Consider the following 26,799-nt stretch of genomic DNA (forward strand, 5'->3'; position numbering starts at 1 on the left):
GATCGGCACGGTGCGCACGAGGCGCGGCTGCTCGGCATTGCCGGTCGGCAGCGCCGACGGCGTCGCCGCGGTGCCGCCGCCGGGCGGGTTGAAGGTCGTCAGCGCGGCGATTCCGAGGGCGGCCAGCGCCGCCACCACCAGCACGACGAGGAACCACTTGAGGCGCCGGGGGGAGGGGTCCGGCACGCGCACCGAGGCACCGCCGCCGCGGGCGACCTCCAGCTCCTTCTCGAGCTGCACCAGCGCCGAGAGATGCGAGATCTGCGCGTCGAGCTGGTCGTACCAGCCGTCGAAGTCGTCGGGGGCCGGGTCGCTCGCCCTGTAGGCGCGGTCGAGCCCGTCCAGCGAGGCCCTGAGGTCGATGTGCGGCCCGGTCGGCGGGGCCCCGATGTCGGTCCCGAAGCGGGTGATGGCGATGGCGAGATCGTTCTCGGCCCGCGCGATCACGTCGCGCAGCGCCGCCCGGGTCTCCGCATTGATGCGATGGGCGAGGCGCTTCAGCTGGGCCGGCGGATCGGCCACCAGCTTGAGCTCGGCCGCCGCCTGACGCAGCGCGTCCTCGATCGTGCCCGCGGGGCGGGTGAGGCCCCCCATGCGTCCGCCATAGACGTCGAGGACATGGAACCGGTAGCGATAGGCGGAGACGAGCGGGGCGACGTCCACGAAATTCCGATCCTCGCTTCAGGCCGCCGCGGCGGCGCGGCCGGCGACCCGTCCCGTCGGGGGAAGGCACTGCGGCGGCGTGTCGACGAAGGTGGTGGTCATGGGGGTATGGTGTTCCGGCCCGGCGCATGGTGCGGAGCCTGTCACCTGTGCTGTCCGCAAGGGGCGAGCTTCGGGCAAAACCGTGTCGAAAAAACGGGCGGTGCCGCGCGGGCGATCGCTCGCCGCGCCACCCTGCCCGCCGCTGGCGGCAGCCCGTCCGTCGCGCCCCATATGCTCCCCCCGAATCGCACTCCAACGCGCAAGCGGGCCAAAGGTTCCCTGCTGTTTAGGCGAAAGGGTTCCCAGAGGAAAGCAAGGTCTCCTCACCGGAGCTTCAGCGGGATTCGCGGCACGGTCACCGGCAGCTGCCGCTCGTGGCTGAAGAAGATGACGTCGCGGTTCTTCATCACGCCGACCAGGGCGGCGCCCGCGGCGAGGCCGCCGACATGGGCCCACCAGGCGGTGGCGCCGCCCACGGTGGTGAAGAGGTGATAGACCTGCAGCATGACCCAGGTGCCGAGGGCCAGCCAGACGGGGATGGTCAGCGGCAGGATGTTGAACACCAGCCCGAACACCCTGACGCGCGGATAGAGCAGCAGATAGGCGGCGAGCACGCCGGAGACGGCGCCCGACGCCCCAACCAGCGGCGCCTGGGACGCCGGGTTGATGGCGAGATGCGCCGCCCCGCCGATCACCCCGCAGAGGATGTAGAAGACGAGGAAGCGCCAGTGCCCCATGGCGTCCTCGATGTTGTCGGCGAAGACCCAGAGGAACAGCATGTTGCCGATCAGGTGCATCCAGCCCCCGTGCATGAACATGTAGGTGATCCACGTCGCCCAGGTCGGCACGACGGCGAGGTGCGGGGCGAGCTGCGCCTGCTCCGTCACCACCGCCGGGATCAGCCCGAGGCCGAGCATGTTGGCGGTGGCCGACTGGGCCGGCACGAGCCCCGTCGTGGCGAGGAACAGCGCGACGTTGAGGCCGATCAGCGCGAAGGTGACATAGGGCGCCGTGATGTGGCGGTGGGGGTTCTGGTCGGCGAGGGGGAGGAACATGGGAGCATGTTAGCCGCGTGCGCCGAAACCTGCCATCGTGTGCGCCATGCCGCCCTCCGGCTTGATTCCACGATACAGGAAATGTAGTTGCGGATGATGGAACCCGGACGCAGCGGGTTCGCCGCCTCACCCGGGACATCGCTCATGACCGCCAAGCCGACCGGCCTTCAGCCACGCACGCTCGCCGCCCAGGCGCTCGGCTGGGAGGAGGCCGAGACCCACGCCGTGGTGACGCCCATCCATGTCGCCACCACCTTCATCCGCGACCCGGACAACCAGTACCGCAACGGCTTCATCTACGGCCGGCCCGACAACCAGACGGTGCGCCAGTGCGAGGCCGTGCTGGCGGCGCTGGAGGAGGGGCCCGAGGCCCTGCTGCTGGGGTCCGGCATGTCGGCGGCCACCGCCGTGGTCATGGCCCTGCCGGCCGGCGCGCACATCGTCGCGCCCACCGTCATGTACTGGGCGCTGCGCAACTGGCTGATGAACGACGCCGTCACCTACGGCTACACCACCACCTTCGTCGACACGACGGACCTCGCCGCCGTGAAGGCCGCGGTCGAGCCGGGCAAGACGAAGCTCGTCTGGCTGGAAACGCCGTCGAACCCGCTCTGGACGGTCTCCGACATTGCCGCCATCTCCGACATTGCCCATGCCGCCGGCGCCATCTGCGCGGTGGATTCCACCGTGGCGACGCCGGTCTTCACCCGGCCGCTGACGCTCGGCGCCGACATCGTCATGCATGCCGCGACCAAGTACCTCAACGGTCACTCGGACGTGGTCGCCGGCGCCCTCGTCACCCGCGAGGTCAACGAGTTCTGGGCGAAGGTCCGCCGCGTGCGCTCCATGCACGGCCAGATCCTCGGCCCCTTCGAGGCCTTTCTGCTGATGCGCGGCATGCGCACCCTGCACGTGCGTGTCGAGGCCCAGGCCAGGGCCGCCCTCGCCCTCGCCGAGCGGCTGAAGGCCCATGCCATGGTTGCCGACGTGCTCTATCCGGGCCTGTCCTCCCACCCCCAGCACGCGCTCGCGGCGCGGCAGATGCAGGGCGGCTTCGGCGGCATGATGTCGATCCGGGTGAAGGCCGGCGAAAACGCCGCCGTCTCCACCGCCGCCCGCGTCGAGCTGTGGAAGCGCGCCACCTCACTCGGCGGCGTCGAGAGCCTCATCGAGCACCGCGCCTCCATCGAGGGCGCCGGCTCGCCCTGTCCGACGGACCTCCTGCGCCTGTCGGTGGGGCTGGAGGCCGTCGACGACCTCTATGCCGACATCGACCGGGCGCTCAGGGCCGCCAACGCCTGAGCGATCAGTTCGCCCCGTCGAGCAGGCGGCGGGCGATGACCTGCGCCTGGATTTCCGCGGCGCCCTCGAAGATGTTGAGGATGCGCGCATCGCAGAGCACTCTGGACACCGGATATTCCAGCGCGAAGCCGTTGCCGCCGTGGATCTGCAGGGCGTTGTCGGCCGCCGCCCAGGCGACGCGCGCGCCGAGCAGCTTCGCCATGCCGGCCTCGAGGTCGCAGCGCCGGTCGAGGTCCTTCTGGCGGGCCGAGAAATAGGTGAGCTGGCGGGCGATCATCACCTCCACCGCCATCATCGCGATCTTGTCGGCGACGCGCGGGAAGGCGATCAGCGGCTTGCCGAACTGGACGCGCTCCTGGGCGTAGCGGAGCGCCAGGTCCATGGCCGCCTGCGCGACGCCGACCGCGCGCGCCGCCGTCTGGATGCGCGCGGCTTCGAATGTCTGCATGAGCTGCTTGAAGCCCTGGCCCTCGACGCCGCCGAGCAGGTTCTCTGACTTGACCTCGAAGCCGTCGAAGGAGATCTCGTATTCCTTCATGCCGCGATAGCCGAGCACCTCGATCTCGCCGCCCGACATGCCCTTGGCCGGGAAGGGGTCCTCGTCCGTGCCGCGCGGCTTTTCCGCCAGCAGCATCGACAGGCCCTTGTAGCCGGGCTCGGCCGGGTTGGTGCGCACCAGCAGCGTCATCACGTCGGCGCGCACCGGATGGGTGATCCAGGTCTTGTTGCCGGAGACCTTGTAGACGTCGCCCTCGCGCACCGCGCGGGTCTTCAGCGAGGCGAGGTCGGAGCCGGTATTCGGCTCGGTGAAGACGGCGGTGGGCAGGATCTCGCCCGAGGCGATCTTCGGCAGCCAGTGGTCCTTCTGTGCCTGCGTGCCGCCGGCGAGGATCAGCTCGGAGGCGATCTCCGAGCGGGTGCCGAGCGAGCCGACGCCGATATAGCCGCGGGAGAGCTCCTCGGAGACGACGCACATGCTCTCCTTGCCGAGGCCCATGCCGCCATAGCTCTCGGGCAGGGTCAGGCCGAAGACGCCGAGCTCGGCGAGCTTGGCGATCACGTCGAGCGGGATATAGGCGTTCTGGAGGTGCCACTCGTGGGCGTGGGGGAGGACCTCGGCGAGCGAGAACTTCCGCATCTCGTCGCGGATCGCCTCCAGCGTCTCGTCGAGGCCCGGCTCGCCGAAGTGACCGGAGGATTCCTGCTCGCGCACGAGTTCGGCGAGGCGGGCGCGGTTGGCCGCCGTATTGCCGGTGGCGATCAGCGTGTCGGCTGCGCCGGCGAAGCGGCGCAGGATGTCGCCGGCCTTAAGGCCGACATCCGCCGGGCGCACCATCTCGCCCTGGCTCATCGGAATGCCGCCGACGATCTGCGACAGGTACTCGCCGAGGCCGATGCGGACGATGAGGTCCTCGATCTCGCCGAACTTGCCCTCGGCGCCGAGGCGCTCCTGGTAGGAGGCGAGCTGACGGACGCTCTCCACATAGGTCGCGAGCCAGGCGAGGCCGTGGGTGGCGCGCTGCTCGCGCTCGATGGCGGCCCCGGAGATGCGGCCGTCCTCGGTGACGAGGGCGCGCACCGCCGCGGTCGCGTCCGCCAGCACCGCGTCGGCGGCGGTGACGGCGCCCTGGGCGAGTTCGGTCAGCGACTGCGCGGGAGCATCCTTGCTTGCGAGAGCAGGGCTCATGGTGGTTCCCTCGGGGTGTTCGTTGTTGCTGCAACGCAAAATAACGCAGCGCCGCCGCGTTTCAATCCGGCAAATGACCGGGTCGTCGCTGTCCGGGTCAGGCCGGCCGCGTCGCCAGCCAGACGCCGGCCGCCGTCACCGCCATGCCGACCAGCTGCACTGTGGTCAGGGTCTCGCCGAAGAAGACGAAGGCCATCAGGGCGGAGACCGCCGGCACCAGGTAGATATAGGCGGTGGCGCGCGACACCTCGCCCCGGCGGATCAGGTAGAGGAACAGGAAGATGCCGCCGACCGACAGGGCGAGCACCGACCAGGCCATGGTCAGGATCAGCGTCTGGTTCCAGATGGCCTCGGCACGGCCGAACAGCAGGAACAGCGGCAGCATGGTCAGGGCCGCGCCGACATATTGCCAGCTCGTCGTCGTCCGCATGTCGCCGCCGGAGACGAAGCGCTTCTGGTAGAAGGTGCCCGCCGTCACCGAGACCATGCCCAGCACGTTGACGACGAGCGGCGTGACGATGGCCTCGTAGGTCTCCGGGCTGACGCCGACGACCTTCGGGGCCAGCACCAGCACGATGCCGAGGAAGCCGAGCGCGACGCCCGCGCCCTGCCGCGCGGTGATCCGCTCGCCGAGGATGGCGGGCGCGAGCAGCGCGGTCATCACCGGCTGCAGGCCCGCCATGATGCCGGAGACGCCGGAGGGCACGCCGTTGGCGACCGCCCACCACACGGCGGCGAGATAGAGGGCGTGCAGCAGCACGCCGGACATCATGGCGTGGCCGACCTCCCGCCCCGATCGCGGCCAGGGCGCGCCCATCGCCACCGCGATTCCCGCGATCACCGCCGCCGCCATGGAGAAGCGCAGGAACAGGAACCACAGCGGATCGGCCAGGCGCGCCGAGAATCCGGCGACGATCCACCCCGTGGACCAGGCGAGGACGAAGAGAAAGGGCACCGCCCGCACGGCGAGGGACATGGACATCTCGAAAACCAGGGGCGCGGACCGTAGGGCGCGGCACGCGGAAACTCAATCATTGACGCTGGGGAAGTTCAGGGCCGGGCAACCCGCTGTAAATGCAAGATTTCTTCAATCGCTATGCGCGCCGGATAGCCATTCGTTAAGATGTCGCGGGCAGTATTGCGGCATTGCCCGCCCCTAGGCTTCAAAGAAATGGCTGCTCGTATGCCCGCACTGTCCGTTCGCTTGAGGATCGCTCTTCTCGCCATCGTTCCTATCGTCGGGGTTCTCGCAGCCGGCGGCGCGGCCTGGTACGGCCAGAGGTCGGCGGCCAGCGCCTTCGAGGCCTATGACGATTCGGCGGGCCTCGCGACGGATGCCGCCCGCGTCCGGGCCAGCGTCCGCGATCTGCGCTTCGCCGCCCTCGACTATGCCGAGCGGCACACCGAGGCGGCCCCCACCAATTTCGCCCGCGCTCGCATGGAGGCCATGATGGCCCTCGGCGAGGCCCGCCGCAAACCCGCCGCCGCCGCTCTCCAGACCGAGATCGAGCAGTCGCTGAAGCAGCTCGGCGAGGCCGCCTCCGCCTTCGACCTCGTCCGCGTCACGATCGAGACGCTGGGCACCAACGAGACCTCGGGCCTCACCGGCCGCATGAACGAGTCGGTGCAGCAGCTGGAGGTCCAGGCCCGCCGCGTCGCCGCCAACTTCGACGACGGTGCCGGCATCCTCGAGCAGGTCCTGCAGATGCGCCGGCACGAGAAGGACTTCATGCTGCGCGGCCTCGACTCCGACCTCGAGGCCTTCCGCCAGGCCCGCACCAAGTTCATCAACGAGGTGAACCGCTCGGTCGTCGCCCCGGCCACCAAGGCCGAACTCCTGAAGGCCGGCGAGATCTACTGGCCGGCGCTCGACTCCTATGTCGACGGCACCCGCACGGTCGAGAAGACCGTCCAGCAGCTCGACCAGCTCCTCACCGCCCTCGACCAGCAGACCAACGTCCTCGTCGCCGCCGCCAACGACGGCAAGACCCGCGCCAACGAGGCGCGCCTCGAGGCCCAGTCCGCGACCATGATGCTGGTCATCGGCATCATCGTCGGCATGGTGCTCCTCTGCGGCGTGGTCGCCATGGTCCTCGGCCGCTCGATGACCCGGCAGATCGGCGGCATCACCGTCTCGATGCGCGAACTCGCCGGCGGCAACACCGCCGTCGAGGTGCCCTCGACGGATGCGGCCGACGAGCTCGGCGAGATGGCCCGTGCCGTCCTCGTCTTCCGCGACAATGCCATCGAGCGCGAGCGCCTCGCCGCCGAGCAGATCGCCGAGGTTGAGTCCCGCAACCGCCGCGCCGCCGTCGTCGACAATCTCATCAAGGGCTTCGAGCAGGCCGCGGATCGCTCGCTCGGCGCGTTGCGCAGCGCGTCCGGCCAGCTCGACGGCGCCTCCGACCAGCTCGACGGCACCTCGGGCGCCGTCACGCAGGAGGCCGTCACCGCCTCCGGCGCCATGGAACAGGCGGCCAATTCGGTCTCCTCCGCCGCCGCCGCCGCCGAGGAGCTCGCTGCCTCCATCGCCGAGATCGCCTCGCAGGCTTCCAAGTCGACCGAGGTCGCCGGCACCGCCGTCACCGAGGCCGAGCGCACCGCCCAGACCATGGGATCACTCGCCCAGGCCGCCTCGCGCATCGGCGAGGTGGTGAACCTCATCCAGGCGATCGCCGGCCAGACCAACCTGCTCGCCCTCAACGCCACCATCGAGGCGGCACGCGCCGGCGAGGCCGGCAAGGGCTTCGCGGTGGTCGCGTCCGAGGTGAAGAGCCTCGCTGCCCAGACCGCCCGCGCAACGGAAGAGATCGCCTCGCAGATCGGCGCCATCCAGCTCGCCTCCGGCGACGCCGTGGACGCCATCGACAAGGTCGGACAGGTCATCGGCGAGATGCGCGGCATCGCCGCCTCCGTCGCGGCGGCCGTCGAGGAGCAGAACGCTGCGGTCTCGACCATTGCCGAGGCAGTCAACCGCGCCTCCGACGAGACCCGCGGCGGCGCCGAGGCCATGGGCCGCGTCGGCGGCACCGCCCAATCCGCGCAGGCGACCGCCGAGGACGTGCGCGCCCTCTCGGGCCGGCTCGGCGAGGAGGCCCAGGCGCTGGACCGCGAGATCCGCACCTTCCTCGACGGTGTCCGCGCCGCCTGATCCGTCACCCTTCCCCAAAGCGAAACGGCCGGGGAGAGCCCCGGCCGTTCGTGTTTCAGACTGCGGCCGAAGCCGGCATCGTCACTTCGCGGCGACGACCATGATCTCGACGGTGAACTGCGGCGCGGCGAGCTTGGCCTCGACCGTGGCGCGGGCCGGGGTCTGGCCGGGAACGACCCAGGCGTCCCACACGGCGTTCATCTCGGCGAAGGTCGACATGTCCGACAGCCAGATATTGGTCGACAGGAGGTTCTGCTTCGACGTGCCGCACTCGGCGAGGAGGGCGTCGATGGTCTCGAGGATTTCCTTGGTCTGCTCCGTCACCGACTTGCCGGCCGCCTTGTGGGCCACCTGTCCCGCGAGATAGACGGTGTTGCCGTGGACGACGGCACCGCTCATGCGCGGACCGACCTGCTTGCGCTCGATGGCCATGTTTGTCTCTCCTTGGAACTGCCTGATCGCAGAACGCGTCTCCTAGCGCGGGCCGCGCGTCAGGCCAACCCGTCCCGCCGCTTCGGCGCCATGCACCCGGCGTCGCATCCCCCGGCCCGCGCCCGCACGGCCCGTCTCCCCGCCACCCACCGGACCCCGCCCCCATGCTTGACCGCTTCCTGTCCATGATCACCGACCTGACGGACGGGCCCCATGAGGCCTTCGGCGACGACGACTACAGGCTCGCCGCGGCAGCCCTCCTCGTCCACGTCATGGCCGTCGACGGGCGCGTCTCGGACAGCGAGCGGACGCGTATCGAGACGGTGCTCGCCTCCGGCTTCGCCCTCTCCGCCGCCGATACCGGTCGGCTGATCGAACGGGCGATCGACGCCGAGGCCTCCGCCGACAGCTGGACCTCCTTCGCCGACCTCCTCGCCAAGCGACTCGACGAGGACGGCCGCCGGCGCATCGTCGACATGATGTGGAGCGTCGTCCTCGCCGACGGCGCGGCCGCCGAGCTGGAGGAGGCGGTGGTCGAGCGCGCCGCGGCGCTCATGGGTGTCGAGGCGCCGCGCCGCTGAGGCCTCAGGCCCACTCGGCCGCGATCTCGGCCTCGAGGTCGAGGGTCGAGCGCTCGCCGATGTCGGCGAAATGGGCCTTCAGGAACCGCCGCGCCGCCTTCTTGCCCGCGGCGTTGAGCTCCAGCAGGAAGTCGTAGTCGGTGACGACCTTCGAGCCGGCGGTCAGCCCCTTGAGCGAGTCGCCGAGCGCGATGCGATGCAGGTTCACGCGCTTGTACTCGCCGGGCTTGCGGCCGCGCGGCAGGCGGCCCTCGTTGACAAGGCGGGCGACGAAGGCCGCGGCCCTGAGTTCGGCCTGCAGCGAGGAATTGAAGGTGATCTCGTTCAGCCGGTCGACGATGCCGCGCGACGTCGTCGGCGTCTCCTTGCGGACCACCGGATTGATCTGGACCAGCAGCACGTCTTCCGCATCCGTCGCCCGGTAGAGCGGGAAGATCGGCGGATTGCCCATGTAGCCGCCGTCCCAGAACGGCGTGCCGTCGATCTCCACCGCCTTGAACAGGGTCGGCAGGCAGGCCGAGGCCATCACCGCGCGGCAGGTGATGTGCTCGCGCCGGAAGACGGTGAGCTTGCCGGTCTGCACGTTGGTGGCCGAGATGAACACCTTCACCCCGTCGAAGGCGGCGAGGCGGTCGAAATCGACGAACTTCCGGATCAGGTCTTCCAGCGGGTTGATGTCGAAGGGATTGAGGTCGTAGGGCGAGAAGTAGCGCTGCATCGCCGTCACCCAGGTCTCCATCAGCGAGCCCTCGTAGGGCACCACGGAGAAGAGCCGGTCGAGCGCGCGACGCTGCAGGGTCGTCATGCTGCCGTCGACGGAGGCCGCCTTCCAGAAGCGGCCGAGCCGTTCGCGCGCGGCCTCGGGGCCACCCTCCGCGAGCCCGTCGGCGAGCAGCACCGCATTGATGGCGCCGGCGGAGGCACCCGTCACGCCCTCGATCACCAGCCGCCCGTCGCGCAGTATCTCGTCGAGCACCCCCCAGGTGAAGGCGCCGTGCGCGCCTCCGCCCTGCAGGGCGAGGTTGATGGCCTTGGTGGCCTTCGGCGCCTTCGCCATCACGCCGCCGTCCAGCCGCCGTCGATCACGTTGTTGGCGCCGGTGATGTTCTTCGCCGCGTCCGAGCAGAGCCACAGGGCGAGCGCCGCCACCTCCTCCACCCGCACGAACTGCTTGGTCGGCTGGGCTGCCAGGAGCACGTCGTTCATGACCTGCTCCTTGGTCATCCCGCGCGCCTTCATCGTGTCGGGGATCTGCTTCTCGACGAGGGGCGTCCAGACATAGCCCGGCGAGATGCAGTTGGCGGTGATGCCGAAGGTCGCGAGCTCCAGCGCGATGGTCTTGGTGAAGCCGAGCAGGCCGTGCTTGGCGGCGACATAGGCCGACTTGAACGGTGAGGCGACCAGCGAATGGGCGGAGGCGATGTTGACGATGCGCCCGTGCTTGCGCGCCTTCATGCCCGGCACCACCGCCTTGGCGAGGTGGAACGACGCCGTCAGGTTGATGCCGATGATGGCGTCCCACTTGTCGGTGGGGAACTCCTCCACCGGCGAGACGAACTGGATGCCGGCATTCGACACGACGATGTCGACCTTGCCGAAATCGGCCTCGGCAGTCGCCACCATCGCGGCGATCTCGTCCGGCTTCATCATGTTGGCGGGGGAGAACAGCACCTTGCGCCCGGTATCGGCCGCGAGCTTCGCCCGCGTCGCCTCCAGCTCGGCCGCTTCGCCGAGGCCGTTCAGCATGACGTCCGCGCCGGCTTCGGCCAGGGCGGTCGCTATCGCCAGTCCGATGCCGCTGGTCGACCCCGTGACGATCGCACTCTTTCCCGCAAGGCTCATGATCCCTATCTCCTCAAGGCGGCCGGACCCGCTCGGCCATCACTGGCCCGGGTTTTGTCGCAATGCAACATGGCGATACGGCGACGCGCTTTGGCCCGTCCCCCCGCCATGCTAGGAAGCTGGAATCCCGGAACCGCGAAGGCAAGCAGCGATGCTGAAGTCCCGACACGCGCACGATCACTCCTGCGAGCACGGCCACCCGCCGGTGGACGTGCTGAAGGTGGCGGAAGCGCGCTGTGCCGAGAAGAAGCTGAAGCTGACGCCCATCCGGCGCGAGGTGCTGTCCCATCTCGCCGCCTCGCCCGCACCCGTCGGCGCCTATGACCTGATCGAGCGCATGCATCGCGAGAGCGGCCGGCGCCCCGCGCCGATCAGCGTCTACCGCGTGCTGGACTTCCTTTTGGAGGCGGGCCTCGCCCACCGCATCGAGAGCCGCAACGCCTTCGTCGCCTGCGCCCACCGCCACGAGGGCCGCGACCTCGTCGTCTTCATGATCTGCGATTCCTGCGGCTGCGTGTCGGAGGCCTCCGGCGCGCCGGTCGAGAAGGACCTCGCGGCCATCGCCGCAGGCGCCGGCTTCAAGCCGGCGACGCAGGTAGTGGAGATGTTCGGCCGCTGCGCCCATTGCGACGCACCGGCGGAGGCCTGACGCGTCAGGCCGCGCGCAGGGCCTCCACGAAGGTCTGCACCTCCGCCTGAAGCGTGCCGGCATTGGTCGACAGGTCGCTGGCGAGGTCCATCAGCGCATGGGCCGAGCGTCCCGTCGCCTCCGCCGCCTGGCCGACGCCGCCGATCGTGCCGGTGACGCCCGTCGCCGCACCCGCGGCGCGCTGGCAGTTGCCGGCGATCTCGGTGGTGGCCGACCCCTGCTCCTCCACCGCGCTCGCCACCGCTGCCGTGATCTCGCGGATGCTGCCGATGCTGGTGGCGATGGCGTCGATGGATTCCACCGTCTCCGCGGTCGCGTTCTGGATCTCGGCGACCTTGGCGGCGATGTCCTCGGTGGCTTTGGCCGTCTGCGCGGCAAGGCTCTTCACCTCCGAGGCGACCACCGCGAAGCCCTTGCCGGCCTCGCCGGCGCGCGCCGCCTCGATGGTGGCGTTGAGCGCCAGGAGGTTGGTCTGGTCGGCGATGGCCTTGATGAGGTTGATGACGTCGCCGATGCGGTCGGCGGCGCTGGCGAGGTTGCGGATCTGGCTCTCGGTCACCCGCGCGTCCGACACGGCCTTCTCGGCGCTCTGCGAGGAGCGCACCACCTGCACGTTGATCTCGCGCACCGATGCGGCGAGTTCTTCCGTGGAGGCGGCCACCGTCTGCACGTTGATCGAGGCGGTCTCCGCCGCACCCGCCACTTCGCCGGCCTGGCGGCTCGTCTCCTCGGCGGTCGCCGAGAGGTCGCGCGCGGCCTCCTCGACCCGCCCGGACGAGGCGGTGAAGGTCTCGGCCAGCGCGCTCATGCGGGCGACGAAGTCCTCCGCCACGGCGTTGCGACGGGCGAGGCGCCCGGCCTCCGCCGCACGGGCCTCGTCCTGGGCGGCGCGGGCGTCCGCCGCCGCGGCCATCGTGTCGCGGAACACCTCCATGGTTCCCGCCATGGCGCCGATCTCGTCGCGGCGGCCGGTGCCGGGGATGGCGGTGTCGAGGTTGCCCTCCGACAGGCTCTTCATGGCCCGCGTCATTCCGGCGATCGGCGTCGCGATCATCCGCGACAGCAGGAAGGCGATGACGAGGCCGGCCAGAGCCGACAGGCCGGCGGCGGCGAGCAGCAGCGTGGAGAGCGCCTGCGCCATGTCGACGGCGGCCGCCGTCTCGGCCGCGAGCAGCCCCGTCTGCGCGTCGATGAGGCCGCCCTTGCGCTCGCCTCCGGTGGTGAGCGGGCCCTGGAGGGCGGTGAGGATCTTGTCGCTGATCGGCGCCACCCGGTCGGTCAGGTGGTTCATCGGGCCGTTCCATGTCGGGCCGCTGCGCTCGTTGATGACCAGCGTGGCGCCGCGGCGGATCGAGATGATTCCGACGCGCACCCGGTTCAGCACGCGCATCTGGTCCGGCGACATGGCGCCGGTCATGTCGGTGATGGTCTTCAGTCGGGCGTTGACGGTGTTCCAGGACTGCTCGAACTGCGCCTTCTCCGCGTCCTGGCCACGATGGACGAAGCCGCGCAGGTCGCGCACTGCCGACAGGATGCTCGCCTGCAGGCCCACCGCGGCGCCGAGAAGCCGGTCGTTGGCCTGCGGGTTCTGGATCTCGCGGGTGACGAGTTCCGTCAGCGCAGCCTCCAGCGGCTGGAGCTGCGGCGTCACCATCCGCTCGTAGGTGGCGAGCGCCGGGTACTGCGCCGGCGTGTTGATGAGGGCGAGGAGCGCCTTGTGCGCCTCCTCCAGCTCCTGGAGCAGCGGCCGCACGGCGGTCCAGGAAGCGCGCTGCGCGTCGGTCGGGAACGAGGCGGCGAGCCCGTCCATGCGGTCGCGGCTCTCCTTCAGGCTCGCCCAGGCGGTGTCCCACCGCGACAGGTTCACGTCGTCGGGGGCGATCATCTGGTCGCGCAGCGCGATCCCGGTCTGCGACAGCTCGTCGGCCATCTTCATGCCGAGCAGCGCCGTCGGCGAGCGCACCGCCGAGACCTGCTCCATGCTTGCCGCGATCTGTCCTGCCTGCCGGACCGAAACCGCCGCGCTCGTTGCCGCAATGATGATGAGGGCTGCGAAGCCAATCACAAGTTTAGCGCGCAGATTAAGGGCGATCATGCTGAAATGTCCATGTCCGGATGCCGGCGGAAGCTTGAGTCTGCGTCCTCAACAGGACGTTAAGTTTCCGGTTGCGGGCAGCAATTGCTGCAACCTTACGCTGGGTGATCCGTAGTCTTCCGGAAGCACGAGACCCGTCCGCGCCGCCGCGGCTGCCCATTTGCGCGCCATCACTGCGTGGCGCTGGCGCAGCCCCGCGGCTCGGGCTATTTGAACGGGGTCAGCGGAGACGAGAAACGATGATCCAGGGATTTGGGGTGAAGCCCCGGCACCGGACGGTCGGAGTGACCGTCGGCAGGGGCGCTGCGGCCGTCATGGTCGGGGGCGGCGCGCCGATCGTCGTCCAGTCGATGACCAACACCGACACCGCCGACATCGAGGGAACCGTGCGCCAGGTCGCGGCCCTCGCCCGCGCCGGCTCCGAACTCGTGCGTATCACCGTCGACCGCGACGAGAGCGCCGCGGCCGTGCCGCACATCCGCGAGAAGCTGATGCGCATGGGCGTCGGCGTGCCGCTGGTGGGAGACTTCCACTACATCGGCCACAAGCTGCTGGCCGATCATCCCGCCTGCGCCGAGGCCCTCGACAAGTACCGCATCAATCCCGGCAATGTCGGCTTCAAGGACAAGAAGGACCGGCAGTTCGCCATGATCGTCGAGAAGGCGGCCGAGCACGGCAAGGCCGTGCGCATCGGCGCCAACTGGGGCTCGCTCGACCAGGAACTGCTCACCCACCTGATGGACGAGAACGCGAAGAGCCCCGAGCCGCGCGACGCCCGCGCCGTCATGCACGAGGCCATGGTGCAGTCCTGCGTCCTCTCCGCCGACCGGGCTGTCGAGATCGGCCTGCCGAAGGACCGCATCATCCTCTCCGCCAAGGTCTCCGCCGTGCAGGACCTCATCGCCGTCTACCGCATGCTGGCGGCGCGATCGGACTACGCCCTCCATCTCGGTCTGACCGAGGCCGGCATGGGCTCCAAGGGCATCGTCGCCTCCTCGGCCGCCCTCGGCGTCGTGCTGCAGGACGGCATCGGCGACACGATCCGCGTCTCGCTGACACCCGAGCCGAACGGCGACCGCACGCTCGAGGTCAAGGTCGCGCAGGAAATCCTGCAGACCATGGGCATCCGCACCTTCGTGCCGCTGGTGGCGGCCTGCCCGGGCTGCGGGCGCACCACCTCGACCCTGTTCCAGGAACTCGCCCAGGACATCCAGGGCTTCATCCACAGCTCGATGCCCGAGTGGAAGACGCGCTACCCCGGGGTCGAGGCGCTGAACGTCGCGGTCATGGGCTGCATCGTCAACGGTCCCGGCGAGTCGAAGCACGCCGACATCGGCATCTCTCTGCCCGGCACCGGCGAGAATCCGGCCGCCCCGGTCTTCGTCGACGGCGAGAAGGTCACCACCCTGCGCGGCCCGACGCTCGCGGCCGACTTCAAGGCCATGGTCATCGACTACATCGACAAGCGCTACGGCGTCGGCGGCCGGCAGGCGGCGGAATAGGCCATGCAGTCCTGCCTCGTCACGGGCGTCTCGTCGGGCATCGGCGAGGCCATCGCGGCCGACCTCGTGAAGCGCGGCTGGCGCGTCTTCGGCACGGTGCGCCGCGCCGAGGACGGCGAGCGCCTCGACAACGACCTCGGTCCCGCCTTCACCCCTCTCGTCTGCGACGTCACCGACGTCGAGAGCCTGTCGCGCGCCGCCGCGACGGCGTCGGACCTGCTCGGCGGGGCGCCGCTCGACGGCCTCGTCTGCAATGCCGGCATCTCCCTGCCAGGGCCGCTGCTGCACCAGTCGCTCGACGAGCTTGACCGCCAGTGGAAGGTCAACGTCCTCGGCCAGATCGCGACGGTGCAGGCGTTTGCCCCGCTGCTCGGTGCGCAGGAGGGGTTCGTCGGCCGCCCGGGTCGCATCGTCATGATGTCCTCGGTTTCGGGGAAACTCGCCTGGCCCTTCGTCGGCGGCTATGCGGCGACCAAGCACGCGCTGGAGGCGGTGAGCCATGCGCTCCGCCGCGAGCTCATGCCCTTCGGCGTCGACGTCGTCATCGTCGGTCCGGGGCCGATCGCGACGCCGATCTGGGAGAAGTCGGCCGGCGCCGTGGAGAAATCGCGCTACCAGGGAACGTTCTACGGGCCGCTGATCGACCGCTTCGAGCGGGAGGTTCTCGCCCGCGCCCGCCACGCCCTGCCGGCATCCGCCGTGGCGGAGGTGGTGCACACGGCGCTCTCCGCCGCGAGCCCGAAGGTGCGCTACACCATCACCCCGTCGACCCTGATGAACTGGGTCCTGCCGCTCCTGCTGCCGGCCCGCTGGCTCGACCGCATCGCGGCCAAGCGCCTCGGGCTGACGCGGAAGGGATAGCCGCGCCTCCTCGGCGGCCCTGTCACCCCACCCGCGGGAGCCGGAATGAAAAAGCCCGGCGCGAGGCCGGGCTTTTCCATTGAGATCGGTCGTGGAGCTCACTCCGCCGCGAGCTGCACCGCGGGCGCCGCCGCCTTCACGTCCGCGTCCACATAGGGCTCGAACTTGGCGAAGTTGTCCTGGAACATCTGCACGAGCTTGCGCGCCGTGGCGTCGAACTCGGCTTTATCGCGCCAGGTCTTGATCGGATAGAGCATGTGCGGCGGCACGCCCGGCACCGAGGTCGGCACCGCGAAGCCGAAATAGGGGTCGCGGCGGAAGTCGGCGCGATTGAGCGAGCCGTCGAGGGCCGAGCGCAGCAAGAGGCGCGTGATCGAGATCGGCATGCGGCGGCCGACGCCATGCTTGCCGCCGGTCCAGCCGGTGTTCACCAGCCAGCAGTCGACGTGGTGCTTGGCGATCAGCTCGCGCAGCAGGTTGCCGTATTCCGACGGATGGCGCGGCATGAACGGCGCGCCGAAGCAGGTCGAGAAGGTCGGCTGCGGCTCGGTGACGCCCTTCTCCGTGCCGGCGACCTTGGCGGTGAAGCCGGAGAGGAAGTGGTACATCGCCTCCGCCGGCGTCAGCTTGGCGATGGGCGGCATGACGCCGAAGGCATCGGCGGTGAGCATCACGATGTTCTTCGGATGGCCGGCGCGGCCGGTCTCCGAGGCATTGGCGATGAAGTGCAGCGGATAGGCGATGCGGGTGTTCTCGGTCTTCGAGCCGTCGTCGAAGTCCGGGATCCGCGAGACGGGATCGATGACCACGTTCTCCATCACCGAGCCGAAGCGCTCGGAGGTGGCGTAGATCTCGGGCTCGGCCTCGCGGGACAACTTGATCGCCTTGGCGTAGCAGCCGCCCTCGAAGTTGAAGACGCCGTCGCGGCCCCAGCCGTGCTCGTCGTCACCGATGAGGGTGCGGCTGGCATCGGCCGAGAGCGTCGTCTTGCCGGTGCCCGACAGGCCGAAGAACACCGCAACCTCGCCCTGGGGCGAGACGTTGGCCGAGCAGTGCATCGGCATCACGTGCTGCGGCGGCAGCAGGAAGTTGAGCATGGTGAAGACGCTCTTCTTCATCTCGCCGGCATAGGAGGTGCCGCCGATCAGCACGATCTTGCGGGTGAAGTCGCAGGCGATCACCGTCTCGGTGCGCACGCCGTATTTCTTCGGGTCGGCCTTGAACGAGGGCAGGTCGACGATGGTCATGTCCGGCACGAAGGAGGCGAGCTCCTCGCGCTTCGGGCGGATCAGCAGGTTGCGGATGAAGAGGTTGTGCCAGGCATATTCGGTGAAGACGCGGGTCTTGATCCGGGTCGCCGGGTCGGCGCCACCGTGGAGGTCCTGGGCGAAGAGCTCGCGGCCCTTGGCATGCTCCAGCATGTCGGCCATGAGGAGGTCGAAGGCCTCGGGCGAGATGGAACCGTTGTTGTCCCACCAGACCGTGTTCTCGGTGGTGGCGTCGCGCACCACGAACTTGTCCTTCGGAGACCGGCCGGTGTGCTGGCCGGTCTCGGCGACCAGCGGCCCGCCGGCCGAGAGCTTGGCCTCGCCGCGGGCGATCGATTCCTCGACCAGCTGCGGCTCCAGATAGTTCCAGTGCAGGGCCTTCAGCCCCGAAAAGCCGAACGCGTCGGCCCCATGCGCCTTGTTCCAGGTTCCGGTCTCGGCCAAGGAAGTCCTCCCCTAAAGGGTCCGCGTCTCGGCGCTTGCCGCGCCTTGGAATGCCATGCAGTCAGGCGCCGGGTCCGGGGGGCCGCGGCGGAGGCAAACCCCGTAATCCAAAGGCTCTTTGCCGGCAAGCCCGACTGAGGGCTGATCCCCGTCCCGCGCAGAGCTTTTTCGTCAACGGCCATGGCCGGCGGGCGGTTCCCGGCGCAGCCGGCCCTTGCCTTTGCGCGCGTCAGGGATCATGAGGCCGCCATGACCCGCCCCGACCGCACCCTGCGCACGGCGGCCGACCTCCTCGCGGCCGGCCTGATCGCGCCCGCCGACGCCGCCGCTGCGGCGAAAGTCGGGGAGCGCTACGCCGTCGCCGTGACGCCCGCCATGACCGCGCTGATCGCGCGGGGGCCGTCCGGAGATCGCGCGGCCGATCCGATCGCCCGCCAGTTTCTCCCCGACCTCAACGAGCTGGACATCCGGGCCGAGGAGCGCGCCGACCCGATCGGCGACGAGGCGCATTCGCCGCTCACCGGCATCGTCCACCGTTATCCCGACCGGGTGCTCCTGAAGATCGTCCACGTCTGCCCGGTCTATTGCCGCTTCTGCTTCCGCCGCGAGATGGTCGGCCCGGGCGGCAAGGGCGCGCTGGACGAGGCGGAGCTCTCCGCCGCCATCGCCTATGTCGCCGCGCGGCCGGATATCTTCGAGGTCATCCTCACCGGCGGCGACCCCTTCGTGCTCTCCGCCCGGCGGGTGCGCGACGTCACCCGGGCGCTCGCCGCCATTCCGCACGTCAGGGTCATCCGCTGGCACACCCGCGTGCCCGTCGTCGCACCCGAGCGCGTCACCGCCGACTTCGCCCGCGCCCTGCGCGCGCCTGGCAAGGCGGTCTATGTCGCCGTCCACGCCAACCACGCCCGCGAGTTCACGCCCGCCGCCGAAACGGCCCTCGCCCGCCTCGCCGATGCCGGCATCGCCCTCGTGAGCCAGTCGGTGCTGCTGCGCGGGGTCAACGACGACGCCGACACCCTCGCCGCCCTGATGCGCGCCTTCCTCGCCAACCGGGTGAAGCCCTACTACCTCCACCACCCGGACATGGCCCCCGGCACCGCCCATTTCCGCCTCTCCATCGCCGAGGGCCAGGCGCTGATGCGGGCCCTGCGCGGCCGCCTCTCCGGCCTCGCCCAGCCGACCTACGTGCTCGACATCCCCGGCGGCGAGGGCAAGGTCCCCGTCGGGCCGCACTATCTCGGTGCCGGCGAGGTCGAGGACTGGCGCGGCGCGCGCCACACCTATCCCCCGGCAGAGACGAAGGACTGAAATCATGGACGTGAAGGACTCGAACGGGGCGATCCTGAAGGACGGCGACAGCGTCACCATCATCAAGGACCTCAAGGTGAAGGGCACCTCGGTGACGCTGAAGCGCGGCACGCGGGTGAAGTCCATCCGCCTCACCGACGACCCCGACGAGGTCGAATGCAGCGTCGACAAGGTCAAGGGCCTGGTGCTGCGGACGGAGTTCCTGAAGAAGGCGTGAGGGGAGGGTTAGCGCCGCTCGACGCGTCGTGACGGATGGTCACCCGCTCCGCGTCATGCCCGGGCTTGTCCCGGGTATCCACGAATTGACCACCGCGTTTCGAGGAATTCGTGGATGCCCGGCACAGGGCCGGGCATGACGGCATTGTGGCCCGGTCGTCAGTGCGAAAATCGCGCCCGTCACCCCCGGCGAGCCCGAAGGGCGAGGGAAGGGGGGCCAGGGCCCGGCGCGACGCCAGCTGTCGGGGCACGACGCGGGTAGTCCCCCTCCCCGCGTCAGCGGGGAGGGTACGGGTGGGGCCTTCAGGCGAGCGCCTTGGCTGACGTCACGGGAGGCAGGCTGCCCTCACCCCTTCGGCTCGGGCCGGTGCTTGCCGCCCGGGCCCTGTCCCCGCCGATAGACCATCACCGTCCGCTTGAAGGTGATCACCACGTCGCCGGCCTGGGTGTAGCCCCTGGTGCGCACGGTGAGGATGCCGACCTCCGGCCGCGAGCCGGAATCGCGCTTCTCCAGCACCGCGCTCTCCGAATAGATCGTGTCGCCCTCGTAGACGGGCGCCGGCAGGCGCACCTCGTCCCAGCCGAGATTGGCGAAGACGTTCTGGCTGATGTCGGTGACCGACTGTCCGGTCACCAGCGCGATGGTGAAGCAGGAATTCACCAGCGGCTTGCCGAAGCCGGTCGACGCCGCATAGTTCGCGTCGAAATGCGGATGGGCGGTGTTCTGGGTGAGCAGCGTGAACCAGATGTTGTCGGCCTGCGTCACCGTGCGCCCGAGCGGGTGCTTGTAGACGTCGCCGATCTCGAAATCCTCGAAGAAGCGGCCCTGCCAGCCCGGTTTCACGCTCATGCCATCGCTCCCGTCGTCGCGGCGCGCCGGCCGCATCGTCGGCCCTTCATGGAAGAGCCGGACTGCCGCGGCAAGCCCACCGATCAGGCGGGGCGCTCTACTCCGCGATCTCCACCGCCCGCTCCACCACGATGGCCTCGGGGCTCAGGCGGCAGCGAAAGCTGAGCATCTCGACGCCGCGCGCCCGCGCCCGGTCGAACGCTTTGCCATAGGCCGGGTCGATGTCGCGGGCGAGGGCGAAGCGCTCCGCCCCGCCGTACTGGATGAGGAAGACCATCACCGCCCGGTGGCCGGCCTCCACCATGTCGCCGAGCTCATCGAGGTGCTTCGCCCCGCGCGCGGTCACCGAATCGGGAAATTCGGCGAGGCCCGGCCGGCGCATCAGGTGGACGTTCTTCACCTCGACGTAGCAGGGCGGCCGTCCCTCTCCCGTCAGCATCATGTCGACGCGGCTCGCCTTCCCGTAGGCCACCTCCCGCCGCAGCGTGGCATAGCCGGCGAGCGGCGCGATCGTGCCGTCGACGATCGCCTCCTCCACCAGCGCATTGGGATGGGCGGTGTTGATGCCGACCAGCTCCGGCCCGCGGCCGAACTCCGCCTCCACCAGCTCCCACGACAACGGGAGCTTGCGCGCCGCATTGGCCGAGCGCGACAGCCAGACCCGGTTGCCCGGTGCGGTCAGCCCCAGCATCGCGCCGGGATTGGCGCAATGGGCGGTGACCGCCTCGCCGGTGTCGAGCACGACGTCGGCGAGGAAGCGCTTGTAGCGCTGGACGAGCCGGCCGGGGACGAGAGGAGTGGGGAAGCGCATGCCCTTCAGGCGACCTTGCCCCCGAGCTCGTCCTCCACATGGGCGCGGACGATCTCCTCGAAGCTCGTCTCCGCCCTGAAGCCGAGCTCGGCCGCGCGCTTGGCGTTGAAGCGCTGCGACCAGCCGGAGACGATGCGGATGATGAGTTCGTCCGGCTCGCGGCGCACGAGCTTCAGGGCCTTCTCGCCGCCGATCTTGCGCAGGGCCTCGAGCTGCTCGCCGACGGTGGCCACCACGCCCGGCATGGAGAGGTTGCGCCGCCAGCCGAGCTGGGCGGTGTCCATGGTCGCGGCATGGATGAGGAAGCCCACCGCCGAGCGCGGGCTCGCATGGGTGTGGACCACGTCGTCGCCCACCGGCAGCACGGCCTCCATCCCCACCAGCGGCTCGCGGATGATGTTGGAGAAGAAGCCCGAGGCCGCCTTGTTCGGCTTGCCGGGGCGCACGCAGATGGTCGGCAGGCGGATGCCGACGCCGTCGAAGAAGCCCTTGCGCGAATAGTCGGTGAGCAAGAGCTCGCCTATGGACTTCTGCGTGCCGTAGCTGGTCAGCGGCGTGTGGAAGAACTCGTCCTCGATGAACTCGTGGAACGGCGCGCCGTAGACCGCGATGGAGGAGGTGAAGACGACGCGCGGATGGTAGGGCGCCTTGACGCCCTCCTGGCGGATCGCCTCGTAGATCTGCCGCGTGCCGTCGAGATTGATGCGGTAGCCCTTGTCGAAATCGACCTCGGCCTCGCCGGAGACGATGGCGGCGAGGTGGAAGATGACGTCCGGCCGTCCGGCGATCATCGGCCCGGCGGTGTTGGGGAAGGAGATGTCGACGGCCCAGCTCGTCACCTTGCCGGCGAAGCCCGCGGGCTTTTCCGGGGCCACCACGTCGACGAGGGAGAATTCGGTGATCGGCTTGCCGCCGAGGGCTCCGTCGCGCACCAGTTTCTCGGTCAGCTTGCGGCCGACCATGCCGGCGGCGCCGATGATCAGGATATGCATGGACGTGTCCTCTTCCGTTTTTCAAACGATTTGGACCGGAGGCTAGCGCGGCCCGCGCCGGCAGGGAATGGGGCACGCGCGAGGGGGCGGGTTGCAGGTTTGGGGTTCTGTGGACGTCCGTACCTGTGGGTTTGCTGCCCCCCACACCTGACCCCTCCCCCGCTTTGCGGAGGGGAGCGGTCAGGTTTGGGGGGCCGTGAACAGAGCCCTCCGATCATGGAGAGCGGTGAACCGCTGACGAAGGGGATGGTGAGGACCGCGCGCCCGTGACCCGCTCCTCCCTCCGTCCCGATTGACCTGACCCCCCGCCGCGCGCGATGGATCGGGGAAGGGCCGCCGACGAGCCCGATTGACAGTGCCGGAGGGGAGCCATGGCCCGCACCATCGAGGGTGAGTGGGACTACATCGTCTGCGGAGCCGGCACCGCCGGCTGCCTCATGGCGAACCGCCTCTCCGCCGACCGCCGCAACCGCGTCCTCCTGCTGGAGGCCGGCACCAAGGACGACTGGATCTGGTTCCACATCCCGGTCGGCTATCTCTTCGCCATCGGCAATCCGCGCGCCGACTGGATGTTCCGCACGGAGGCCGAGCCCGGCCTCAACGGCCGCTCGCTCATCTATCCCCGCGGCAAGGTGATCGGCGGCTCCTCCGCCATCAACGCCATGATCACCATGCGCGGCCAGAGCGCCGACTACGACCACTGGCGCCAGCTCGGCCTCGCCGGCTGGGGCTGGGACGACGTGAAGCCGCTGTTCATCGGGCTGGAGGATCATTTCCTGGGCCAGAGCGAGCATCACGGCACCGGCGGCAACTGGCGCGTCGAGGCGCCGCGGGTGCGCTGGGACCTGCTCGACCGGGTGCGCGAGGCGGCGGTGCAGATGGGCGTGCGCCCGCTCGACGACTTCAACACCGGCGACAACGAGGGCACCGCCTATTTCCACGTCAACCAGAAGAAGGGCCTGCGCTGGTCCTCGGCCCGCGGCTTCCTCAAGCCGATCATCGACGAGCGCGACAATCTCGACCTGCTCTCCGGCGTGCTCGTCGAGAAGGTGATCGTCGAGGACGGCCGCGCCACCGCCGTGCAGATACGCCAGGGCGGCGAGAGTGTCCGCGTCCGCTGCCGCGGCGAGGTGGTGCTCACCGCCGGCTCCATCGGCTCGACCCAGATCCTCGAACTCTCCGGCATCGGCCACGGCGACGTGCTGCAGCGCCACGGCATTCCCGTGGTCAAGGAGAAGCCGGGGGTCGGCGGCAACCTGCAGGACCATCTGCAGATCCGCGCCATCTACAAGGTCCAGGGCATCAAGACGCTGAACGAGACCTACCACAACCTCTTCAAGCGCGGCCTCATGGGTCTCGAATACGCCTTCCGCCGCACCGGCCCGCTCACCATGGCGCCGAGCCAGCTCGGCATCTTCACCCGCTCCGATCCCTCCCAGGAGCGGGCCAACATCCAGTTCCACGTCCAGCCGCTGTCGCTCGACAAGTTCGGCGATCCGCTGCACCGCTATCCCGCCGTCACGGTCGCGCCCTGCAACCTCAGGCCCACCTCGCGCGGGCAGGTTCACATCCGCTCCGCCGACCCGACCGACAAGCCGGTCATCGCGCCGAACTATCTCGCCACTGACGAGGACCGGCAGGTGGCGGCCGATTCGCTGCGCGTCACCCGCCGCCTGATGGGCCAGGCCGCGCTCGCCCCCTACCGCCCGGAGGAGGTGCTCCCCGGTCCGGTGATCGGCGACGACGCCGAGAGCCTGGCGAAGGCTGCCGGCGACATCGGCACGACCATCTTCCATCCCGTGGGCACGGCGAAGATGGGCCTCGCCTCGGATCCTCTCGCCGTGGTGGACGAGCGCCTGCGCGTCATCGGCATCGAGGGGCTCAGGGTGGCGGACGCCTCCGTCATGCCCACCATCACCTCCGGCAACACCAACACGCCGACGCTGATGATCGCCGAGAAGGGCGCGAAGATGATTCTGGAGGACGGGCGGGGGTGAGGCGGGGGGTGTAGCCGAAGCGCGCGCCGGTCTCTCCGCGTCATGCCCGGGCTTGGCCCGGGCATCCACGAATTCTCATGCGTGCGGTGTTCAAGTCGTGGATGGCCGGGCCAAGCCCGGCCATGACGGCGAGGGCGGTGGCTCAGCCCGCCCGCGACGCCAGGATCGCCTCCACCATCTCCTGCACCTCCAGCGCTTCCGCCAGGGTCGCGAGATGAAACGCCTCGCCGCGCACCAGCGCCGCGACGCCTTCCAGCTGGCGGCGCAGCACCAGCGGCCGCATCTTCTCGTTGGGCAGCGCGTTCGGGTCCGGCTGCCAGGAGCCGTCCTCCATCCGCCGCTCGGCGATGGACCAGTCGCGCAGCCGGACGGCGCCCGCATCGCCCTCGATCATCCAGATGTTGTGGTCGTCCTTCTCGGTTGTGCCGACCGCACCGCTGAGCGTCACCGGCAGGCCGCCGGCGGTGAGCGTCGCGGCGATGCGGCGCTCGGACTTGCCCGGCTCCGGATACTCCGCCGTCGCCTCCAGCCCCGCCAGCGGGCCGCCGAGGCGGCGCGACAGGAACAGGAAATGCGACACCACCTCGCGGGTGAACCCGCCCTGTGCGGTCCCGTCCAGCCAGCCCGCCGCGTCCCGCTGCCAGGAGCGCGGCCAGGTCGCGAAGGCGACCTCGATGGTGATGCCTCGCGGCGTCCCGACCGCGCCCTCGCCGATCCAGCGCTGCAGCGCCGCCACCCCGAAGGAGGAGGCGAAGGGGAAGTTGACCGCACCCTTGCCCCCGGCCTCCGCCACGAAGGCGCGGGCGTCGGCGACGTCCACCGCCAGCGGCTTCTCGCAGAAGACGGACTTGCCGGCCGCCAGCGCCGCCCGGGCATGAGCCAGATGCGAGGAGGGCGGCGAGGCGATGTAGAGGCAGTCGCAGGCGGCGATCACCGCCGCCGCGCCGTCGAGGCGCGGCACGCCCGGAAAGGCCGCGGCGATGCGCGCCATGGCCTCGGCCGAGGGATCCCAGATGCCGGCGATGCGGACGACGTCTGAGGCCTGTGACAGGGCGGCGCCGAGGAGGCGCTCGCCCATGATGCCCGCGCCGACGATGCCCAGCGCGACAGGTGCTGCGGTCATGCCGGCATCGCCGCTTCGACGATCTTGGCGAGATAGCTCGTGCCCACCGGGATCGCGTTGTCGTCGAAGTTGTAGGCCGGGTGGTGGCAGGCGGCCGTGTCGCCGTTGCCGAGGAAGATGTAGCTGCCCGGCCGCTCGTTGAGCATGTAGGAGAAGTCCTCGGCGCCCATCAGCGGCGGCGTCTCGGGGTCCACCTTGTCGGCGCCGACGACGGACTGCGCCACCTTCACGGCGAAGTCGGTCTGGTCGGCATGGTTGAAGGTGACGGGATAGCCGCGCTGGTAGTCGACCGTGCCGACGCAGCCCATGCCCTTGGCCATGCTCTCGACCAGCTCCTTCATCCGCGCCTCCACGAGGTCCTGGATCTCCGGCTTGAAGGTGCGCACCGTGCCGAGCATGCGCAGGGTCTGCGGGATGACGTTGAAGGCCTCGCCCGCCTTCACCGAGGTGATGGAGACAACCGCGCTCTCGATGGGGTCGACGTTGCGCGAGACGATGGTCTGCATGGCGAGGCCGATGGCAAATCCCGCCTGGACCGGATCGACGCACAGATGCGGCATGGCGCCGTGGCCGCCCTTGCCCTCGATGTCGATGATGAAGCGGTCGGCGGCCGCCATGGCCGGGCCCTTGCGCACGGCGAAGGTGCCGAGCGGGATGCCCGGCATGTTGTGCAGGCCATAGACCTCCTGGATGCCCCAGCGGGTCATCAGCCCGTCCTTGACCATGGCGTCGCCGCCGCCGCCGCCCTCTTCGGCCGGCTGGAAGATCATGATGGCCGTGCCGTCGAAATTGCGCGTCTCGGCGAGGTACTTCGCCGCGCCCAGCAGCATGGCGGTGTGGCCGTCATGGCCGCAGGCGTGCATCTTGCCCGGCACCTTCGACTTGTAGGGCAGATCGGTCGCCTCTTCGATCGGCAGCGCATCCATGTCGGCGCGCAGCCCGATCACCTTGCCGGACCCGCTCTTGCGGCCCCTGATGACGGCGACGACGCCGGTCTTGCCGATGCCGGGAACCACCTCGTCGCAGCCGAACTCCTTCAGCTTCTGCGCGACGATGCCGGCCGTGCGGTGCACGTCGTAGAGCAGCTCCGGGTTCTCGTGGAAGTCGCGGCGCCAGGCGGTGATCTCGTCGTGGAGGTCGGCAACGCGGTTGATGACGGGCATGGAAGTCTCCGGAAGGGCAGGCGAAAGCGCGAGGCTAGCGCGAAGACCGGTGCGAGGCGAGGGGGCCGGCGGGATCGCTGGAATGCCGGGAGGTCATGTGATCGCGCTTCAGCCCCGTCGTGCTAGGGTGACACTTCTTACCAGGAGGTGTCACCATGGCGGCAGGCAAGGCCACGACGACGCTGAAGCTGGACGAGACGCTCAAGGAGCGCGTCCGGCAGCTGGCCGAGAGCCGGCAGCGATCCCCCCACTGGATCATGCGCGAGGCCATCGCCGATTATGTCCAGCGAGAGGAGGCGCGCGAAGCCTTCCAGCGCGAGGCCATGGACTCCTGGCGGGCCTTCCGCGAGACGGGTGAGCATCTGACGGGCGCCGAAGTCGATGCCTGGCTCGCCGGCTGGGGCACGGACGACGAGGCCGAGGCTCCCGCTTGCCACGAGTGATCGTCACCGCGGCAGCGGTTGCCGGGCTCGAACGGTGCCGGCGCGTCCTCGCCGCGCGGGATCGCCGGGCCTCGCAGCGGGCCTCGGCGGAAATCCGCCGGCATTTCGACGCGCTGGAGAGGCTGCCGGCCATGGGTCGGCCCGTCGGCCTTGCAGGGCTTCGCGAACTGGTCATCCCCTTCGGTACCGCGGGCTACGTCGCGCTCTATCGTCACGAGCCGGACGAGGATCGGGTGCTGATCCTCGCATTCCGCCATCTGCGGGAGTTCGGCTACTGACGCGGCCTGACCTGCCGCGGACCAGACTGTCAGCGGTAAGG

24 protein-coding genes and 1 pseudogene are annotated in these 26,799 nt (G+C 69.8%); 11 read left to right on the forward strand and 14 right to left on the reverse strand.

The window, feature by feature from the left end:
* On the reverse strand, positions 1-663 hold a 663-nt coding region (locus tag ACT6XY_RS09545; protein ID WP_444748102.1), incomplete at its 3' end, for a hypothetical protein.
* 365 nt (positions 664-1,028) lie between these two features.
* Positions 1,029-1,760, reverse strand: a complete 732-nt coding sequence (locus ACT6XY_RS09550) for a rhomboid family intramembrane serine protease (RefSeq protein WP_444748103.1) — start codon at positions 1,758-1,760, stop codon at positions 1,029-1,031.
* Between the two features lie 144 nt (positions 1,761-1,904).
* Here ACT6XY_RS09550 and ACT6XY_RS09555 point away from each other — a divergent pair, with 144 nt between their 5' ends.
* Entirely contained in the window at positions 1,905-3,062 is a 1,158-nt protein-coding gene (locus ACT6XY_RS09555; protein ID WP_444748104.1) for a trans-sulfuration enzyme family protein, read from the forward strand.
* Positions 3,063-3,066: 4 nt separating this feature from the next.
* On the opposite strand, the gene ACT6XY_RS09560 is transcribed toward ACT6XY_RS09555, so the two are convergent.
* Positions 3,067-4,749 (reverse strand): acyl-CoA dehydrogenase family protein, encoded by a 1,683-nt coding sequence (locus tag ACT6XY_RS09560; RefSeq protein ID WP_444748105.1) that lies wholly within the window; start codon positions 4,747-4,749, stop codon positions 3,067-3,069.
* 97 nt (positions 4,750-4,846) lie between these two features.
* Positions 4,847-5,725, reverse strand: coding sequence for a DMT family transporter (locus tag ACT6XY_RS09565; protein WP_444748106.1), 879 nt, complete (start codon positions 5,723-5,725; stop codon positions 4,847-4,849).
* A 1,125-nt stretch (positions 5,726-6,850) separates the two neighbouring features.
* On the opposite strand from ACT6XY_RS09565, the pseudogene ACT6XY_RS09570 reads away from it, so the two are divergent.
* Positions 6,851-7,900 (forward strand): annotated as a pseudogene (locus ACT6XY_RS09570) (methyl-accepting chemotaxis protein); the annotation flags it as partial.
* Positions 7,901-7,981: 81 nt separating this feature from the next.
* Here ACT6XY_RS09570 and ACT6XY_RS09575 read toward each other — a convergent pair.
* Complete coding sequence (locus ACT6XY_RS09575; protein ID WP_444748107.1) at positions 7,982-8,332, reverse strand: RidA family protein; 351 nt, start codon at positions 8,330-8,332, stop codon at positions 7,982-7,984.
* Between the two features lie 164 nt (positions 8,333-8,496).
* Here ACT6XY_RS09575 and ACT6XY_RS09580 point away from each other — a divergent pair, with 164 nt between their 5' ends.
* Positions 8,497-8,913 (forward strand): tellurite resistance TerB family protein, encoded by a 417-nt coding sequence (locus tag ACT6XY_RS09580; protein ID WP_444748108.1) that lies wholly within the window; start codon positions 8,497-8,499, stop codon positions 8,911-8,913.
* A gap of 4 nt (positions 8,914-8,917) precedes the next feature.
* Here ACT6XY_RS09580 and ACT6XY_RS09585 read toward each other — a convergent pair whose 3' ends face one another.
* Both ACT6XY_RS09585 and ACT6XY_RS09590 read right to left on the reverse strand, forming a co-directional pair.
* Complete coding sequence (locus ACT6XY_RS09585) at positions 8,918-9,970, reverse strand: patatin-like phospholipase family protein (protein WP_444748109.1); 1,053 nt, start codon at positions 9,968-9,970, stop codon at positions 8,918-8,920.
* Positions 9,970-10,755 (reverse strand): 3-hydroxybutyrate dehydrogenase, encoded by a 786-nt coding sequence (locus ACT6XY_RS09590; RefSeq protein ID WP_444748110.1) that lies wholly within the window; start codon positions 10,753-10,755, stop codon positions 9,970-9,972. Before ACT6XY_RS09590 ends, ACT6XY_RS09585 begins: the two co-directional genes overlap by 1 nt.
* A 151-nt stretch (positions 10,756-10,906) precedes the next feature.
* Between ACT6XY_RS09590 and ACT6XY_RS09595 the strand changes: the two genes are divergently transcribed.
* On the forward strand, positions 10,907-11,404 hold the full coding sequence (locus ACT6XY_RS09595) for a Fur family transcriptional regulator (RefSeq protein ID WP_444748111.1): 498 nt from the start codon (positions 10,907-10,909) through the stop codon (positions 11,402-11,404).
* 4 nt (positions 11,405-11,408) lie between these two features.
* Here ACT6XY_RS09595 and ACT6XY_RS09600 read toward each other — a convergent pair whose 3' ends face one another.
* A complete protein-coding gene (locus tag ACT6XY_RS09600; protein ID WP_444748112.1) occupies positions 11,409-13,499 on the reverse strand; it encodes a HAMP domain-containing methyl-accepting chemotaxis protein in 2,091 nt (696 codons plus the stop codon).
* Between the two features lie 239 nt (positions 13,500-13,738).
* Here ACT6XY_RS09600 and ispG point away from each other — a divergent pair, with 239 nt between their 5' ends.
* Complete coding sequence (gene ispG, locus ACT6XY_RS09605; protein WP_444748113.1) at positions 13,739-15,001, forward strand: flavodoxin-dependent (E)-4-hydroxy-3-methylbut-2-enyl-diphosphate synthase; 1,263 nt, start codon at positions 13,739-13,741, stop codon at positions 14,999-15,001.
* A gap of 3 nt (positions 15,002-15,004) precedes the next feature.
* The gene (locus tag ACT6XY_RS09610) at positions 15,005-15,862 is read left to right on the forward strand and encodes an SDR family oxidoreductase (protein WP_444748114.1); all 858 of its coding nucleotides are present in this window, start codon (positions 15,005-15,007) and stop codon (positions 15,860-15,862) included.
* A gap of 98 nt (positions 15,863-15,960) precedes the next feature.
* On the opposite strand, the gene ACT6XY_RS09615 is transcribed toward ACT6XY_RS09610, so the two are convergent.
* The gene (locus ACT6XY_RS09615; protein ID WP_444748115.1) at positions 15,961-17,574 is read right to left on the reverse strand and encodes a phosphoenolpyruvate carboxykinase; all 1,614 of its coding nucleotides are present in this window, start codon (positions 17,572-17,574) and stop codon (positions 15,961-15,963) included.
* 249 nt (positions 17,575-17,823) lie between these two features.
* On the opposite strand from ACT6XY_RS09615, the gene ACT6XY_RS09620 reads away from it, so the two are divergent.
* Both ACT6XY_RS09620 and ACT6XY_RS09625 read left to right on the forward strand, forming a co-directional pair.
* Positions 17,824-18,885, forward strand: a complete 1,062-nt coding sequence (locus ACT6XY_RS09620; protein ID WP_444748116.1) for a lysine-2,3-aminomutase-like protein — start codon at positions 17,824-17,826, stop codon at positions 18,883-18,885.
* Between the two features lie 4 nt (positions 18,886-18,889).
* Entirely contained in the window at positions 18,890-19,102 is a 213-nt protein-coding gene (locus ACT6XY_RS09625) for an alkylphosphonate utilization protein (RefSeq protein ID WP_106750662.1), read from the forward strand.
* 345 nt (positions 19,103-19,447) lie between these two features.
* Here the strand turns inward: ACT6XY_RS09625 and ACT6XY_RS09630 are convergent, their stop codons facing one another.
* The 3 genes from ACT6XY_RS09630 to denD form a co-directional block, all read right to left on the reverse strand.
* The gene (locus tag ACT6XY_RS09630) at positions 19,448-19,951 is read right to left on the reverse strand and encodes a MaoC family dehydratase (protein WP_444748117.1); all 504 of its coding nucleotides are present in this window, start codon (positions 19,949-19,951) and stop codon (positions 19,448-19,450) included.
* Positions 19,952-20,048: 97 nt separating this feature from the next.
* Positions 20,049-20,762, reverse strand: coding sequence for a DNA/RNA nuclease SfsA (gene sfsA, locus ACT6XY_RS09635; protein ID WP_444748118.1), 714 nt, complete (start codon positions 20,760-20,762; stop codon positions 20,049-20,051).
* A 5-nt stretch (positions 20,763-20,767) separates the two neighbouring features.
* Positions 20,768-21,754: a D-erythronate dehydrogenase gene (gene denD, locus ACT6XY_RS09640; RefSeq protein ID WP_444748119.1), complete on the reverse strand. Its 987-nt coding sequence runs from the start codon at positions 21,752-21,754 to the stop codon at positions 20,768-20,770.
* Between the two features lie 371 nt (positions 21,755-22,125).
* On the opposite strand from denD, the gene ACT6XY_RS09645 reads away from it, so the two are divergent.
* Positions 22,126-23,751 carry a GMC family oxidoreductase gene (locus ACT6XY_RS09645; RefSeq protein ID WP_444748120.1) on the forward strand — a complete coding sequence of 542 codons (1,626 nt, stop codon included), beginning with the start codon at positions 22,126-22,128 and terminating at the stop codon, positions 23,749-23,751.
* A gap of 142 nt (positions 23,752-23,893) precedes the next feature.
* Here the strand turns inward: ACT6XY_RS09645 and ACT6XY_RS09650 are convergent, their stop codons facing one another.
* Positions 23,894-24,874, reverse strand: a complete 981-nt coding sequence (locus tag ACT6XY_RS09650) for a Gfo/Idh/MocA family protein (protein ID WP_444748121.1) — start codon at positions 24,872-24,874, stop codon at positions 23,894-23,896.
* Positions 24,871-26,037, reverse strand: coding sequence for a M20 aminoacylase family protein (locus ACT6XY_RS09655; protein WP_444748122.1), 1,167 nt, complete (start codon positions 26,035-26,037; stop codon positions 24,871-24,873). The genes ACT6XY_RS09650 and ACT6XY_RS09655 overlap by 4 nt, the downstream gene beginning before the upstream one ends.
* Before the next feature lie 155 nt (positions 26,038-26,192).
* Between ACT6XY_RS09655 and ACT6XY_RS09660 the strand changes: the two genes are divergently transcribed.
* Both ACT6XY_RS09660 and ACT6XY_RS09665 read left to right on the forward strand, forming a co-directional pair.
* Complete coding sequence (locus ACT6XY_RS09660; RefSeq protein ID WP_444748123.1) at positions 26,193-26,480, forward strand: CopG family ribbon-helix-helix protein; 288 nt, start codon at positions 26,193-26,195, stop codon at positions 26,478-26,480.
* On the forward strand, positions 26,477-26,758 hold the full coding sequence (locus ACT6XY_RS09665) for a type II toxin-antitoxin system RelE/ParE family toxin (protein ID WP_444748146.1): 282 nt from the start codon (positions 26,477-26,479) through the stop codon (positions 26,756-26,758). Before ACT6XY_RS09660 ends, ACT6XY_RS09665 begins: the two co-directional genes overlap by 4 nt.
* Positions 26,759-26,799 lie beyond the last annotated feature (41 nt).

This window comes from Phreatobacter sp., from assembly GCF_052440005.1.
Classification (GTDB): Bacteria; Pseudomonadota; Alphaproteobacteria; order Rhizobiales; family Phreatobacteraceae; genus Phreatobacter.

What these genes read in the sequence shown, in the direction of transcription:
- ACT6XY_RS09625 (WP_106750662.1), top strand. Translation starts at nt 18,890, where the DNA reads ATGGACGTGAAGGACTCGAACGGGGCGATCCTGAAGGACGGCGACAGC.
- ACT6XY_RS09610 (WP_444748114.1), top strand. Translation starts at nt 15,005, where the DNA reads ATGCAGTCCTGCCTCGTCACGGGCGTCTCGTCGGGCATCGGCGAGGCC.
- ACT6XY_RS09580 (WP_444748108.1), top strand. Translation starts at nt 8,497, where the DNA reads ATGCTTGACCGCTTCCTGTCCATGATCACCGACCTGACGGACGGGCCC.
- ACT6XY_RS09585 (WP_444748109.1), bottom strand. Translation starts at nt 9,970, where the DNA reads ATGGCGAAGGCGCCGAAGGCCACCAAGGCCATCAACCTCGCCCTGCAG.
- ACT6XY_RS09565 (WP_444748106.1), bottom strand. Translation starts at nt 5,725, where the DNA reads ATGTCCCTCGCCGTGCGGGCGGTGCCCTTTCTCTTCGTCCTCGCCTGG.
- ACT6XY_RS09630 (WP_444748117.1), bottom strand. Translation starts at nt 19,951, where the DNA reads ATGAGCGTGAAACCGGGCTGGCAGGGCCGCTTCTTCGAGGATTTCGAG.
- ispG (WP_444748113.1), top strand. Translation starts at nt 13,739, where the DNA reads ATGATCCAGGGATTTGGGGTGAAGCCCCGGCACCGGACGGTCGGAGTG.
- ACT6XY_RS09645 (WP_444748120.1), top strand. Translation starts at nt 22,126, where the DNA reads ATGGCCCGCACCATCGAGGGTGAGTGGGACTACATCGTCTGCGGAGCC.
- ACT6XY_RS09655 (WP_444748122.1), bottom strand. Translation starts at nt 26,037, where the DNA reads ATGCCCGTCATCAACCGCGTTGCCGACCTCCACGACGAGATCACCGCC.
- ACT6XY_RS09595 (WP_444748111.1), top strand. Translation starts at nt 10,907, where the DNA reads ATGCTGAAGTCCCGACACGCGCACGATCACTCCTGCGAGCACGGCCAC.
- ACT6XY_RS09550 (WP_444748103.1), bottom strand. Translation starts at nt 1,760, where the DNA reads ATGTTCCTCCCCCTCGCCGACCAGAACCCCCACCGCCACATCACGGCG.
- ACT6XY_RS09575 (WP_444748107.1), bottom strand. Translation starts at nt 8,332, where the DNA reads ATGGCCATCGAGCGCAAGCAGGTCGGTCCGCGCATGAGCGGTGCCGTC.
- ACT6XY_RS09560 (WP_444748105.1), bottom strand. Translation starts at nt 4,749, where the DNA reads ATGAGCCCTGCTCTCGCAAGCAAGGATGCTCCCGCGCAGTCGCTGACC.
- ACT6XY_RS09650 (WP_444748121.1), bottom strand. Translation starts at nt 24,874, where the DNA reads ATGACCGCAGCACCTGTCGCGCTGGGCATCGTCGGCGCGGGCATCATG.
- ACT6XY_RS09660 (WP_444748123.1), top strand. Translation starts at nt 26,193, where the DNA reads ATGGCGGCAGGCAAGGCCACGACGACGCTGAAGCTGGACGAGACGCTC.
- ACT6XY_RS09600 (WP_444748112.1), bottom strand. Translation starts at nt 13,499, where the DNA reads ATGATCGCCCTTAATCTGCGCGCTAAACTTGTGATTGGCTTCGCAGCC.
- ACT6XY_RS09555 (WP_444748104.1), top strand. Translation starts at nt 1,905, where the DNA reads ATGACCGCCAAGCCGACCGGCCTTCAGCCACGCACGCTCGCCGCCCAG.
- denD (WP_444748119.1), bottom strand. Translation starts at nt 21,754, where the DNA reads ATGCATATCCTGATCATCGGCGCCGCCGGCATGGTCGGCCGCAAGCTG.
- ACT6XY_RS09620 (WP_444748116.1), top strand. Translation starts at nt 17,824, where the DNA reads ATGACCCGCCCCGACCGCACCCTGCGCACGGCGGCCGACCTCCTCGCG.
- sfsA (WP_444748118.1), bottom strand. Translation starts at nt 20,762, where the DNA reads ATGCGCTTCCCCACTCCTCTCGTCCCCGGCCGGCTCGTCCAGCGCTAC.
- ACT6XY_RS09590 (WP_444748110.1), bottom strand. Translation starts at nt 10,755, where the DNA reads ATGAGCCTTGCGGGAAAGAGTGCGATCGTCACGGGGTCGACCAGCGGC.